Origin of the sequence: Micromonospora parva (assembly GCF_040649675.1) — a bacterium.
GTDB lineage: Bacteria > Actinomycetota > Actinomycetes > Mycobacteriales > Micromonosporaceae > Micromonospora > Micromonospora parva.
Genome location: NZ_JBEZFX010000005.1, coordinates 134,526 through 146,644, shown reverse-complemented (window position 1 = coordinate 146,644; position 12,119 = coordinate 134,526). Strand labels below are relative to the sequence as shown.

Genomic DNA, 12,119 nt, shown 5'->3' with positions numbered 1-12,119 from the left:
CCTCCTGGGATGCATAAGGCAGCGATCGATATTGATATGACCATGTGACAGGTGGTGAAGTGTCCTTCACCCAGCGGGATCTCCCGCCCTTCGAGGAGGTAGTCCATGGCCCTCCGCACGCCCATCCCCTTCCGCCGTGTCCTGGTGCTCGCTGTCGTCACCGGGCTGGGCATCGTCACCGTCGCCGCCGGCCCGGTCGCCGCCCGACCGGCACCGGACCGCACCGCAGAGTCGGCCGCCGCCAGCTACCGGGTCCTCGGGCCCCGGACCCTCGCCGACCGCAACGCGGTGGCCCGCACCGGAGCCGCCATCGACTACTCCGAACACGGCGTGCTGCACATCTCGGCCACCGCGAGCGAGGCCGCCGCGATCGGCAAGCTCGGCTTCCGGCTCGAACCGCTCGCCCCGCCGCCGAACGCGGAGCGCGGCGCCGGCGAGATCGGCACCCTGGCCTTCCCGCCGGCCGACTCCAACTACCACGACTACGCGGAGCTGACCGCCGTCGTGAACCAGGTGGTCGCCGACCATCCAGCGATCGCTCGCAAGATCAGCATCGGTTCGTCGTACGAGGGCCGCGACCTGATGGCGGTGAAGATCTCCGACAACGTCGGCACCGACGAGAACGAGCCGGAGATCCTGTTCAACTCCCAACAGCACGCCCGTGAGCACCTGACCGTCGAGATGGCGATCTATCTGCTCAACCTCTTCACCGACAGCTACGGCAGCGACTCCCGGATCACCAACATCGTCAACGGCCGGGAGATCTGGATCGTGCCCACCGTCAACCCGGACGGCAGCGAGTACGACATCGCCACCGGGTCGTACCGGTCCTGGCGCAAGAACCGCCAGCCCAACAGCGGCTCGTCCAACGTGGGCACCGACCTGAACCGCAACTGGGGCTACAACTGGGGTTGCTGCGGTGGCTCGTCCGGCTCCACCTCGTCGGAGACCTACCGGGGGCCGTCGGCGTTCTCCGCACCCGAGACGCAGGCGCTGCGCAACTTCGTCAACAGCCGGGTGGTCGGCGGCGTGCAGCAGATCAAGGCCAACATCGACTTCCACACGTACTCGCAGCTGGTGCTCTGGCCGTACGGCTACACCACCGCCAACACCGCGACCGGGATGAACGCGGACCAGTACAACACCTTCGCCACCATCGGCCAGCAGATGGCGGCCACCAACAACTACACCCCGGAACAGTCCAGCGACCTCTACATCACCGACGGCGACAGCCTCGACTGGATGTGGGCCACCCACAACATCTGGGCGTACACCTTCGAGATGTACCCGGGCTCCGCCAGCGGCGGCGGCTTCTACCCGCCCGACGAGGTGATCCCCGCACAGACCTCGCGCAACCGGGAGGCGGTGCTGATCCTCAGCGAGTACGCCGACTGCCCGTACCGGGCCATCGGCAAGCAGGCGCAGTACTGCGGCGGTGGTGGCGGCACCACTGTCTGGTCGGACACCTTCGAGACCGCCACCGGCTGGACCATCAACCCGTCCGGCACCGACACCGCCACGGCTGGCGCGTTCGAGCGGGGTGCCGCCCAGGCGACCACGTCCTCCGGGGCCAAGCAGCTCACCCCGTACGCCGGCTCCAACGATCTGGTCACCGGCCGGCTGGCCGGCTCGGCGGCCGGTGACTACGACGTCGACGGCGGCGTGACCAGCGCCCGGTCGCCGGCGGTGACCCTGCCGTCGTCCGGCACGCTGACCCTGTCGCTCGCCTGGTACCTGGCGCACGGCTCGAACGCCTCGTCGGCGGACTACCTGCGGGTGAGCGTGGTGCACAACGGCGGAACGACAGCGCTGCTCACCCAGGCCGGCGCGGCCAGCAACCGCAACGGAAGCTGGGCGGTCGCGAACCTCAACCTCACCCCGTACGCCGGCCAGTCGGTCCGCATCCTCGTCGAAGCGGCTGACGCCTCCGGAGCGAGTCTGGTCGAGGCGGCTGTGGACAACGTCACCATCACGTCCTCCTGATCGGGTGGGGCCCCGTCCCGCCCCCCGGCGGGGCCCCACCACCCGCTCCCGATCCTCCTGATCCGGGACATACCCCTCACCCTGCGGCGGTCCAACCGATCGTCGCGCGCCGATCGATCCTTGATCGATCCGGCACGTCCCGGCGGTGCGCTACCGTCTTACCGACCAGCCCGCAGCGAAGCCGGTGCGAAACCGGCGCTGTCCCGCAACTGTGATGCCCCACCGACCGGTGGGGACGAGCCAGGTCGCCTGCGGACCGGTCGCGATACGCGCTCTCGAGGAAGGGCGCCTCGTGGGCGGGCGTACGAAAGTCCCTGTCGGCGAAGCACCACACTCCTCGACCGACAGGAGGCCCCATGAACAGACGTACCCCTCGGCTCTTCGCGGCGACCCTCGCGGTCGCCGCGCTCACCCTCGGCGCCTGCGCCGAGAAGGCCGACGACACACCGAGCACCGGCACCGCGGCCGCCGCCTACCCGGTGACGGTCGGGGCGCTCACCCTCGACAAGCGGCCCGAGAAGATCGTCGTGCTGTCGCCCACCGCCACCGAGATGCTCTTCGCGATCGGTGCCGGCCCGCAGGTGACCGCCGTCGACGACCAGTCGAACTACCCGGCCGACGCGCCCAAGACCGACCTCTCCGCGTTCCAGCCGAACGCCGAGGCGATCGCCGGTAAGAACCCCGACCTGGTGGTGCTCTCCGACGACCGCAACAAGATCGTCGACCAGCTCGGCAAGCTCAAGATCCCGGTGTACCAGACCCCGGCCGCGACCACGCTCGACGACTCGTACCGGCAGATCACCGAGCTGGGCACGCTGACCGGGCACGCCGACCAGGCCACCGACGTGGTCACCCGGATGAAGGACGACATCACCAAGCTGGTCAAGGACCTGCCGCAGCGCGCCGAGAAGCTCACCTACTTCCACGAGCTGGGCCCGGAGCTGTACAGCGCCACCAGCAAGACCTTCATCGGCTCGCTCTACAGCCAGGTCGGCCTGACCAACATCGCCGACCCGGCCGACGCGGACGGCAAGAACTTCGGCTACCCCCAGCTGTCCCAGGAGTTCGTCGTCAAGGCCGACCCGGACTTCGTCTTCCTGGCCGACGCCAAGTGCTGCCAGCAGAACGCCGACACGGTCAAGGCGCGCAGCGGCTGGGCCGGCCTCACCGCGGTCAAGAACAACCAGGTCGTGGCCCTGGACGACGACATCGCCTCGCGCTGGGGCCCGCGGGTCGTGGACCTGCTCCGGGTGATCGTCGACGCGGTCGCCAAGGTGCCCGCGTGACAGTCGTCAGTCGGTGACCGGGCCACTGCCCGCGCCCCGGCCGGCCGGGGCGCTCGCGGTGGCCCGGCCCTCCGGGCCGCTGCCCGTCGCCCGGCCGGCCGGGCTGCGCAAGCGTTGGCTGGTCGCGGGGTTGTTCGCGGTGCTCGTCGCGCTCGTCGCCGGGGTGTCGCTCGGCCCGGTGAGCCTGCCCCCGGGCAGCGTCGCCGCCGAGCTGCTCAACCTCGTTCCCGGGGTGCACCTCGACAGCGGGCTGACCGAGCGGGAGATCGCGATCGTCACCGAGCTGCGCCTGCCCCGAGTGGTGCTGGGTCTGCTCGTCGGCGGCCTGCTCGCCCTCGCCGGTGGTTGCTACCAGGGTGTGTTCCGCAACCCGCTGGCCGACCCGTACCTGCTCGGGGTGGCCGCCGGCGCGGGCCTGGCGGTCACCGCGGCGATCGCGCTCGGCGGCGGCGGCCGGCAGGGCACGCTCTCCGGGCTGCCGATGACCATTCCGTTGGCCGCGTTCGCCGGTTCCCTGCTCGCCGTCACGATGACCTACGTGCTCGGTGCGGCCGGCGGGCGACGCGGGTCACCGGCGATGCTGATCCTGGCCGGGGTGGCGGTCTCCGCGTTCCTCTCCGCCGGGCAGACGTACCTGCTGCAACGAAACGCGGACAGCATCCAGCCGGTCTACTCCTGGCTGCTCGGCCGGCTGGCCACCGCCGGCTGGCACGACGTGCTCCTGGTGCTGCCGTACGCCGCGCTGACCACAGTGGTGGTGCTGCTGCACCGCCGCGAGCTGGACGTCCTCGCAGTCGGCGACGACGAGGCGCGCAGTCTCGGCCTGCACCCGCAACGCACCCGCTACCTGTTGATCGCCGCCGCCTCGCTGGGCACCGCGGCGGCGGTCTCCGCGACCGGGCTGATCGGCTTCGTCGGCATCATCGTGCCGCACACCGTCCGACTGCTCGCCGGCTCCAGCTACCGGGTGATCCTGCCGATGTCACTGCTGTTCGGCGGCGCGTTCCTGGCGCTGACCGACGTGGTGGCCCGGACCGCCGCCGCTCCGTCCGAGGTGCCGATCGGTGTGGTGACCGCCCTGCTGGGCGGCCCGTTCTTCGTCCTCGTGCTGCGGACCGCCCGGCGGGTGCTCACGTGAGCCGCGAGCCCACCGCCGGTGCGCCGGCCGTCGAGGTGCGCGGGCTGCACGTCGACCTCGGTGGCACGCCGATCCTGACCGGCGTCGACCTCACCGTCACCGCCGGCGAGTGGGTCACCGTGATCGGCCCGAACGGCGCCGGCAAGTCGACACTGTTGCGCGCCGTCGGCGGCCTGCTCTCCGCGCCGGGAGCGATCACCCTCTTCGGTACGCCGAGTGCCGCGCTGCGCCGTCGGGACCGGGCCCGGGTGGTGGCCACGGTGGCCCAGTCCCCGGTGGTGCCGTCGGGCATGTCGGTGCTGGACTACGTGCTGCTCGGCCGCACCCCGTACATCCCGACCCTGGGCCGGGAGTCGACCGCCGACGTCGACGCCGTGCACGAGGTGCTGGGGCGGTTGGACCTCACCGGCTTCCACCATCGCGAACTGGCCACCCTCTCCGGCGGCGAACGGCAGCGGGTGTTCCTCGCCCGGGCGCTCGCCCAGGGCGCGACGCTGCTGCTGCTCGACGAACCGACCAGCGCGCTCGACATCGGGCACCAGCAGGACGTGCTCGAAGTCGTCGACCAGCTGCGCCGCGAGCATGGCCTGACCGTCCTGGCCACGATGCACGACCTCTCCCTGGCCGGTGAGTACGCCGACCGGATGGTGATGCTCGCCGGCGGTCGGGTGGTGGCCGCCGGGGCCCCGTCCGAGGTGCTGACCGAGGAACTGCTCGCCGCCCACTACCGGGCCAGCGTCCGGGTGGTGCCCGGTGCGCACGGCCCCCTGGTGGTGCCCGTCCGTCCCACCCGCCGGTAGCCGCCCGGCTGCGGCCCTCGGTGCCGAATAGCACCGCAAGATCGTGCTCGAACCTGGAAAGAGTGGTATCCGAGCGTCAGAACACCACGACATCCAGGTTCGAGCACGATCTTGGCGGGAGGCGCCGTCGTCGGCGCGCTGGCGAACAGTTCCGCGCGGGGTCAGGGGCCCAGGTCGATGACGGAGAAGAGGGCCCCCTGGGGGTCGCGCAGGGCGGCGAACCGGCCCGCCGGGATGTCCCGGGGCGGGACCAGGATCGTTCCGCCCAGCTCGGCGGCGCGGGCCGCGGCGGCGTCCGCGTCGGCCACCGCGAAGTACACCGTCCAGTACGCGGGCAGGTCGGCCGGGAAGTCGTCGGCCAGCGGCGGCATCATCCCGGCGACGATCTGCGTCCCCAGCCGCCACCCGGTGTACGTCATGTCGCCCACCGCCTGGTCGTCCGGCTGCCAACCGAACACCAGCTCGTAGAAGACCTTCGCGCCCTCGGGGTCGGGGGTGACCAGCTCGTTCCAGCTCATCGCGCCCGGCACGTTGAACACCTCGGCACCGGCCATGGTCAGCGGCTGCCAGACGCTGAACGTGGCACCGGCCGGATCGGCGAAGACCGCCATCCAGCCCCTGTCGAAGACCTCGAACGGTGGGACGACGACCTGCCCGCCGGCCCGTTCGACCCGGCCGGCGACCAGCTCCGCGTCGTCGGTGGCGAGGTACGTCGACCAGATCGGAACCTGGTCCGGGATCGCGGGCGGGCCCACGCCGGCCACCGGCCTGCCGTTGAGCAGGAAGACCGTGTAGCCGCCCGCCTCAGGCTCCGGGGTGACCTGGCCGGTCCAACCGAACAGCTCCGGGTAGAACCGCCGGGCGTCGGTCAGGTCCGGGGTGGCCAGGTCGGCCCAGCAGGGCGTACCCGGCGGGACGGTGCTCACGTCAAGACCCCTCTCGGCCGGGGCGGCCACGGCGGCCCCCTGTCGGAATCCTGGCACCGTCCCGCCGCGCCCCGGGGAGGAAACGGACGAATCTTTAGCTGAACCGGCGACCCTCGTCCCGTCGGTACGCCCAGCCGGCGAGCGCGGCGAGCAGCACCACCCAGACCCCCAGCATGATCAGCGTCAGTGGTTCGACGCGGTAGTCGCCGACCGCCGCCCACATCAACTCGGCAGCGCCCCGGGTGGGCAGGTACGGCGCGATCGTCTCGATGAACCCGGGCGCGTCGCCGGGCGCGGAGAGCAGGCCGCCGCCGAACGCCAGCGGCAGGAAGAGCACCTGTGCGACAACGATCGCCGCCTTGCTGGGCAGCGAGTAGCCGATGGCGAGCCCCATCAACGTGAACGGCACCGAGATCACGGCCACGGTGCCGAGAGCCAGCAGGAACGCCGCCGGGGTGAGCTGGGCCGCGGTCAGCGTCGCGCCGATCACCACGACCGGGATCAGCGAGAGGTAGGTGAGCGCCAGGCCGGCCAGCACCCGACCGGCGAACCGTGGCGCCGGCCCGGCCGGCAGGGTCCGGGTGTACGGATTCCAGGGCTGGTCGCGGTCCTCGGCGACACCGACGCCGTACTGGAAGATGTTGGCGCTCATCACCGAGAAGGTGACCATCGACGCGGTGGCGTAGGTGGCGCCCACCGCATCGTCACCGGCGAACGGCACCACGAAGAAGATCATGGCGGCGGCCGGGAAGAAGGCGCTGCCGAAGACTGCCACCGGAATCCGGATGATCTCCAGAAGTTGGTAGCGGGCGTGGACCAGGGCGAGCTGCACTGTCGCCTCCTCAGACGGTGGTGGGTCGGCCGCCGGCAGCGGCGGTGATGGGTCGGCCGGTGCTGGTCGGCGCGTCCCCGCTGGGCGTGTCGCCGGTGGTGATGGCGAGGAACGCCTCCTCCAGTGACGTCGGCCGTACCTCCAGGTCGGTGAACGGAACCCGGGCCGTGACCAGCGCTCGGACCAGCTCGTCGGCGTCGGTGGTGAGCAGGTGCAGCCGACCGTCGACCCGTTCGGTGCGAACCACCCCGGGCAGGTCGGGCAGGTCGTCGGCGACCAGGCTGACCCGACGTACGCCCACGATGCCGCGCACCGCGTCCACCGTGTCGTCGGCGAGCACCCGGCCCTGCCCGATGACCACCACCCGGTGCGCGAGCGCCTCCACCTCCTCCAGGTAGTGGCTGCTCAACAGCACGGTGCCACCGTCGGCGTGGAAGGCCCGGATCGCGTCCCACAGGGTGTGCCGGGCGGCCACGTCCAGGCCGGTGGTCGGTTCGTCGAGCAGCACCAACCGCGGCCGGCCGACGAACGCCAACGCCACCGCCAACCGGCGGCGCTGCCCACCGGAGAGCCCACCGGTCTGTCGTCGGGCGAGGTCGCCCAAACCGAACTGGTCGAGCAGTTCACCGCGGGGCACCGGGTCGGGGTAGTGCGCGGAGACGAAGTCGACGACCTCGCCGACGCGCAGCGTGCCGGGCAGGCCGGTCTCCTGCGGGGTGACTCCGATCTGCCGTCGGCTGGCCGGGTCGCGGGGGTCGCGGCCGTTCAGTTCGACCCGTCCCGAGCTGGGGCGGCGCAGGCCCACCAGCAGGTTGATCAGGGTGCTCTTGCCGGCGCCGTTCGGCCCGAGCAGGCCGACCAGCTCACCGGCCCGGACTTCCAGGTCGACGCGATCGAGGGCGAGGACGTCGCCGTACCGGCGGCTGGCCTGTTCGGCGCGGGCGAGGGTCATGGCTGCTCCTTCGACGAGGTGGGGTCGAGCAGGGCGCGGATGGTTTCGGTGTACTCCTCGAACGCCAGCCGGCCGCGTCGGCTGAGCCCGACCAGGGTCGCCGGGGTGCGTCCACGGTGGGTCTTGCTGATCTCCACGTAGCCGGCCTCCTCGAGCTTGCGCAGGTGCACCGAGAGGTTGCCGGCGGTCATCGCGAGCAGCTCCTGCAGGCGGGGGAAAGCGATCTTGTCGCCGACGTTGAGAGTCGAGAGGCTGGCGACCACCCGCAGTCGGGCCTGCGCGTGGATGACCGGATCCAGCTCGGTCACGGCTGCTGTCGCTGTTGCTGTCGCCGCCGGGCGATCGCGCCGGCCACCAGCATTCCGCCGCCGCCGGCCACCGCAACGATGAGCGGGTGCCAGCCCGGCCCGGCGAACGCCCCGACCAGGTTGATCACGCTGATCCAGACGCCCAGCCGGAACAGGTCCTGGTCCAGCCAGACCGCCCCGCCGGCCATGTGCAGCGCGCCGGTCAGCCCGACGGCGGTCGCCGACCAGAGCAGTGCCGCCAGGTCGTGTGGCAGGTGCTCGGAGATCCGGCCGAGCCCCGCGTAGATGCTCACCGATCCGAGGGCCCACGCGTAGCCGTACCACTTCCCACGCCGGGCGGAGTCGCCGCTCACCTGGCCGTAGGCCCGCACGCTGACCACCGCCTGGATCGTTCCGGCGGCCGCGAGCAGCACGAAGAGGACGGTCAGCGGCAGCCAGCTCGGCAGGTCGACAAGCGCACGGTCGCCGGGGGCGAACCGCAGGAAGAACAGCCCGAAGCCAACCAGCCAGGCGACACCCCACGGCCAGTAGAGCAGGCGGGCATCGGGATCGAGCCGGCGTGCCGTCGCCGACCGTTGGTCCTGGATCAGCCGCAGCGCCGCTGCGGCGTCGGTGGGTGGTGAATCATCGTCTAGGTCCACGCAAACTACTTTACGGCACAAAGTCGAGGCCGGATGTCCCCATCACGACAGATGGGGACTTCGGTCGCGGCGAGCAGTGCCTATGGTGAGGAGTCGCGGCGACAGGCTGATCCGTCGCACAGGCCACAGGGGAGGGTCCGTGGCAAGCCCGAGCGTTGAGCCGGACACTGCGGCGGACATCGTCGAGCACGAGGGGGCCCTGGTGACTGACGACGAAAGTCAGGCGCGGTACGCCGAGGGGTTCAGCCGACTGCTACCGGCCGACGAGCGGGTGCGCGCGGTGGCCAAGGTCCGAGCGGGCGGTGGGCTGACCCCGGCTCCGCCGGCACTGCCGTCGGCGCCACCCGCCGCTGGTCGGCCGAGTTTTCTGGGTGTCCTGCTCACCGTGCTCTCACCGAACATCACCTTCGGTCGGGCGGACAGCGCCGTCGACTGGCTCTTCTTCGGTGTCGGAGGTCGAGGCCAACCCGACTCCCGGGCATCCGAGCTGCACCATGCAGTGACCGTGGCGACGAAGGGCTTCGGCATCCGTCACCTCGTGCTGGGGGTCACCGACCAACGGCTGCTGCTCGGTGCGACAGCATCCGTCGGCCTGCTCTCCCGCTCGTCGGCGGACGAACGGGCGCAGGCCGACATCGAACTGCTCGGGTCGGTGCCGCGCACCTCCGTCACCGCCCGGTTCGGCAGGTACCGGTTGAACTGGAAGCGGCTGCGGCTCGACTTCGCCGACGGGTCGTGGCTGTCGTTCCACGTGCCGATGGCCGAATCCGGCCGCCCGCTGCGGGAGATCGCGGCGGTCCTGTCAGCCGGCTGACCCGCCGACGAGCGGGGCGGGCAGCGGCGCAACGTGCAGCACCGCCAGCCGGGACACCGCCCGGGTGAGCACCACGTACAACCGGTGCAGCCCGCGTGGCTCGGCCGCGACGATCGCCGCCGGCTCGACCACCACCACATGGTCGTACTCAAGGCCCTTGACCAGTGTCGCCGGCACCACCGTGACCCGCTCCGCGGCCGCCACATCGTCGGCGGTCGCGGTCTCGACACCCGCCTCGGCCAGCGCCGCGCGCAGGCCGTCGACAGCGTCGTCCGCGGCGATCACACCGACCGAGCCGTCGTGCGTGAGCGCCGCCCGCACCTCGGCCACCGTCGCCGACGTCAGGTCGGTCACCGTACGCACGTCCAGGCCGCCGTCGCGGCGCAGCGACTCGGCCGGCGGTACGTCCACAGCGAGCGCCGGGAGCAGCAGGTTCGCGAACGCGACCACCGCCGCGGGCACCCGGAAGCCGACGGTCAACGGCACCACCACCGCGTCCGGCTTGCCCAGATGGGCAAGGGACTCCCGCCAGTCCGTCGCCGCCCACGGCGCGGTGCCCTGAGCGAGGTCACCCAGGAGCGTGACCGAGCCGTGCTCGCTGCGCCGAGCGATGGCCCGGCACTGCATCGGGGAGAGGTCCTGCGCCTCATCCACCACCACGTGCCCGAACCCGGAGAGCCGTTCCAGCAGCCCGGTCGCCTCGTCGATCAACACCGCGTCGGCGGCGGTCCAACGGGTCGCCTTCGGGGTGCGGGCCGGCTTGGCCCAGACGAGCTGCGCCTGCTCGGCGTCGCTGAGCAGCCCGTCCGCCGCGGCGGCGAGCCGCGCCGGGTCGGCGAACAGGCCGTGCACCAGCCCTTCCGGGGTGAGCGCCGGCCAGACCGCGTCCAGGAAGTCGAGCACCGGCCGGCAGCGGCTCATCCGGCGCAGCCAGGCATCGCTGGGCGACTCCGCCCGCCGCGCCTCGGCCTGCCGTTGCAGCAGGCTCACCACCCGTGCCTGAACGCGTTCCCGACCAGTGCCGTACGGCAGCCCCTCCCGGCGGGTCTCCTCGACGATCCGGTGCAACGGCTCCAGCCCGATCCGCCAGCGGAACGAACCGTCCGACACCGTGATCGACTCGGTCGGGGTGCCGATCTGCGCCTGCACCGCGCGCCGCAGCACGTCGGCCATCCGTACGTCGTGTTTGAGCGCGGCCACCGCCGGCGCCTCGACCGCCCGGACCGGCACCCGGGAGATCAACTCCTCCACCGTGGCCTGCTCGACCTCGACCTCACCGAGCGCCGGCAGCACCGCCGCGATGTACGACAGGAACGCCCGGTTCGGCCCGACGATCAACACACCCGCCCGCCGCAACCGCTCCCGGTGCAGATAGAGCAGGTACGCGGCCCGGTGCAGACCCACCGCCGTCTTTCCGGTGCCCGGCGCGCCCTGCACACAGATCGAGTCGGCGAGGTCGGCCCGCACCAGCTCGTCCTGCTCCGGCTGGATCGTGGCCACGATGTCCCGCATCGGCCCGACGCGCGGACGCTCGATCTCGGCGGTGAGGATCCGACTGGTCGTACCAAACTCTTCGCCCCGATCCAGCCGCTCATCCTCGAAGCTGGTCAGGACGCCGTTGCTGAACCCGAACCGTCGCCGGACCGCCACCCCCTGTGGATCGCGCACACTGGCCCGGTAGAACGAGCGGGAGACCGGTGCCCGCCAGTCCAGCACCAGCGGCTCGCCGCGCTCGTCGGTGACATGCCGCCGCCCCACGTGATAGCGCCGCCCCTCATGATCACCGCTGGTGTCGGGTGCGGTCGGGTCGCTCGTGGTCGGGCTGCCGGTGGCAGTGCTGTCCGTGGGCCGGTCGTGGGTGGCCGCGCTGGTTGGGGTCGTGCTGGTTGGGGCCGTGCTGGTTGGGGCCGTGCTGGTTGGGGCAGCGCTGGTTGGCGCCGGGCTGGTCGTTGCCGGGCTGGTCGTTGCCGCGCTGGTCGGAGTCCCGCTGGTTGGGGTCGCGTCGGTTGGGGCCTCGGCGAAGTCGAGGCGGCCGAAGAAGAGTGGTGTGGTCGGGTCGTCGGCCAGCTCGGCGACCCGGCGAGCGAGGGTGCGACCGAGGGTCTCGGCCGCGTAGGCGTCGCCGGCCACCTGGTCACCGGTGGCGAAGAGAGACTCGGCCCTCGCCCGCATCCGAGCCAACGCCGCCCGCGAGGTGGACAGGTGTGCGCGTTCGGCGGCCAGGTCCGCGTCGAGGTCGGTGTCAGGCTGGGTGTCGAGGTCAAGTGCGGGCATGCTGACGTCCCATCGTTCACATCTGCTGCGCGCTCGCGTGTCCGGGGGCGGATGGCCGGCCGCCCGGCGCGACGACGCCCGTTCCGGTGCAGCTCACCTCGGCCGTCAAGCGGCCTGCAACCCTACGCTCCCCAGCCCGCCGCAGCCAGCGAATTACCGACGCGA

At 71.8% G+C, this 12,119-nt stretch carries 11 protein-coding genes and 1 riboswitch; of the genes, 5 read left to right on the top strand and 6 right to left on the bottom strand.

Annotated features, from left to right (window positions below; genetic code table 11):
• The first annotated feature begins 105 nt into the window (after nucleotides 1-105).
• The 4 genes from AB0C03_RS14425 (at nucleotide 106) to AB0C03_RS14410 (ending at nucleotide 5,207) form a co-directional block, all read left to right on the top strand.
• Complete coding sequence (locus AB0C03_RS14425) at nucleotides 106-1,983, top strand: M14 family metallopeptidase (protein WP_210858375.1); 1,878 nt, start codon at nucleotides 106-108, stop codon at nucleotides 1,981-1,983.
• A gap of 180 nt (nucleotides 1,984-2,163) precedes the next feature.
• Nucleotides 2,164-2,228, top strand: a riboswitch (cobalamin riboswitch).
• Between the two features lie 111 nt (nucleotides 2,229-2,339).
• Nucleotides 2,340-3,269 (top strand): ABC transporter substrate-binding protein, encoded by a 930-nt coding sequence (locus AB0C03_RS14420; RefSeq protein WP_030334066.1) that lies wholly within the window; start codon nucleotides 2,340-2,342, stop codon nucleotides 3,267-3,269.
• Between the two features lie 58 nt (nucleotides 3,270-3,327).
• The gene (locus tag AB0C03_RS14415) at nucleotides 3,328-4,407 is read left to right on the top strand and encodes a FecCD family ABC transporter permease (protein WP_030334068.1); all 1,080 of its coding nucleotides are present in this window, start codon (nucleotides 3,328-3,330) and stop codon (nucleotides 4,405-4,407) included.
• The gene (locus AB0C03_RS14410; protein ID WP_357637010.1) at nucleotides 4,404-5,207 is read left to right on the top strand and encodes an ABC transporter ATP-binding protein; all 804 of its coding nucleotides are present in this window, start codon (nucleotides 4,404-4,406) and stop codon (nucleotides 5,205-5,207) included. The genes AB0C03_RS14415 and AB0C03_RS14410 overlap by 4 nt, the downstream gene beginning before the upstream one ends.
• A gap of 161 nt (nucleotides 5,208-5,368) precedes the next feature.
• On the opposite strand, the gene AB0C03_RS14405 is transcribed toward AB0C03_RS14410, so the two are convergent.
• The 5 genes from AB0C03_RS14405 to AB0C03_RS14385 form a co-directional block, all read right to left on the bottom strand.
• Nucleotides 5,369-6,133: a VOC family protein gene (locus AB0C03_RS14405; RefSeq protein WP_357637007.1), complete on the bottom strand. Its 765-nt coding sequence runs from the start codon at nucleotides 6,131-6,133 to the stop codon at nucleotides 5,369-5,371.
• Nucleotides 6,134-6,227: 94 nt separating this feature from the next.
• A complete protein-coding gene (locus AB0C03_RS14400; RefSeq protein ID WP_357637003.1) occupies nucleotides 6,228-6,965 on the bottom strand; it encodes an ABC transporter permease in 738 nt (245 codons plus the stop codon).
• A gap of 10 nt (nucleotides 6,966-6,975) precedes the next feature.
• On the bottom strand, nucleotides 6,976-7,917 hold the full coding sequence (locus AB0C03_RS14395; protein WP_030334076.1) for an ABC transporter ATP-binding protein: 942 nt from the start codon (nucleotides 7,915-7,917) through the stop codon (nucleotides 6,976-6,978).
• Nucleotides 7,914-8,225, bottom strand: coding sequence for a transcriptional regulator (locus tag AB0C03_RS14390; RefSeq protein WP_030334078.1), 312 nt, complete (start codon nucleotides 8,223-8,225; stop codon nucleotides 7,914-7,916). Before AB0C03_RS14390 ends, AB0C03_RS14395 begins: the two co-directional genes overlap by 4 nt.
• Entirely contained in the window at nucleotides 8,222-8,866 is a 645-nt protein-coding gene (locus AB0C03_RS14385; protein WP_030334081.1) for a hypothetical protein, read from the bottom strand. The genes AB0C03_RS14390 and AB0C03_RS14385 overlap by 4 nt, the downstream gene beginning before the upstream one ends.
• A gap of 202 nt (nucleotides 8,867-9,068) precedes the next feature.
• Here AB0C03_RS14385 and AB0C03_RS14380 point away from each other — a divergent pair, with 202 nt between their 5' ends.
• The gene (locus AB0C03_RS14380; RefSeq protein WP_210865001.1) at nucleotides 9,069-9,680 is read left to right on the top strand and encodes a hypothetical protein; all 612 of its coding nucleotides are present in this window, start codon (nucleotides 9,069-9,071) and stop codon (nucleotides 9,678-9,680) included.
• Here the strand turns inward: AB0C03_RS14380 and AB0C03_RS14375 are convergent.
• Entirely contained in the window at nucleotides 9,669-11,954 is a 2,286-nt protein-coding gene (locus AB0C03_RS14375; RefSeq protein ID WP_357636997.1) for a HelD family protein, read from the bottom strand. The two genes, AB0C03_RS14380 and AB0C03_RS14375, sit on opposite strands and share 12 nt — an antisense overlap.
• Nucleotides 11,955-12,119 lie beyond the last annotated feature (165 nt).